This is a genomic window from Clostridium puniceum, from assembly GCF_002006345.1.
In the GTDB taxonomy this organism is placed as follows: domain Bacteria; phylum Bacillota; class Clostridia; order Clostridiales; family Clostridiaceae; genus Clostridium; species Clostridium puniceum.
Genome location: NZ_LZZM01000131.1, coordinates 1 through 821, shown reverse-complemented (window position 1 = coordinate 821; position 821 = coordinate 1). Strand labels below are relative to the sequence as shown.

Annotated in this window: 1 protein-coding gene; it reads right to left on the bottom strand. The window is 26.8% G+C overall.

Features of this window, described 5'->3' with window-relative positions:
- Positions 1–227 precede the first annotated feature (227 nt).
- Positions 228–560: a hypothetical protein gene (locus CLPUN_RS09990; protein WP_077847139.1), complete on the bottom strand. Its 333-nt coding sequence runs from the start codon at positions 558–560 to the stop codon at positions 228–230.
- Positions 561–821 lie beyond the last annotated feature (261 nt).

The following is an 821-nucleotide window of genomic DNA, read 5'->3' as shown; positions in this document are numbered from 1 at the left end:
TTTAAAAGTTTGGTTGGTATTAGAGTTGCTGTACAAAATTTCATTGAAACAATAAATAAAGTTCCTACACGAACAATAGACAGGCTATGTATTAAGATGTAGAAACTTTATTAGAACTTATATATTATAATAAACGAGCCAAAATATTCAACCCGTTTATTATAATTAATTATTTTTTATCCAACAAAAAAGCCCGTTATCATAATAAATAACGAACTTTTTTAAACTTAATCCATGTTTAACAATCGGTCAACGAATTTATACATTAATCCGTCTGCCCCCATTTTGTAATCACTTCTAAAACCTTCTAAGATTCTATTTATAGGTGCATAGTCTACAAATTGTTTATTTAAAATAGTCTCAATTTCTTTTTTAAATTCTTGTTTTGAAATATCATTTCTTTTTCTAACACAATCATTAATTAGAAATTCTATTTGTTCCGTTTGCTCCTTAGTATAATTTGATTCTAAAGCCACCAAACTAAATGATGTAAAATTAAAATCAAAACAAAGTTTTGAAATAGTTTTTCTTATCAGTTCTAATTCATAATCCTTATCCAATTACTTTAACACATCCTCTAACGGTTTATACTGGTGATAAATACATTATAGCATATTTAACGCCCTCAGCTATTACTGTTGCAGCATAAGTACCAACATAATCATATAGCCCATTATATACAGTATCTCTTATTTGGAGTATACCCTATTTGATAGACACATAGAAAAGACGTTATAATAACAATAAAGAAGGATGTGTTTATCAAATGAGTAAGAGAAGAGAGTTTTCTGTAGAATATAAGAAAGAGATAATAAAATTAG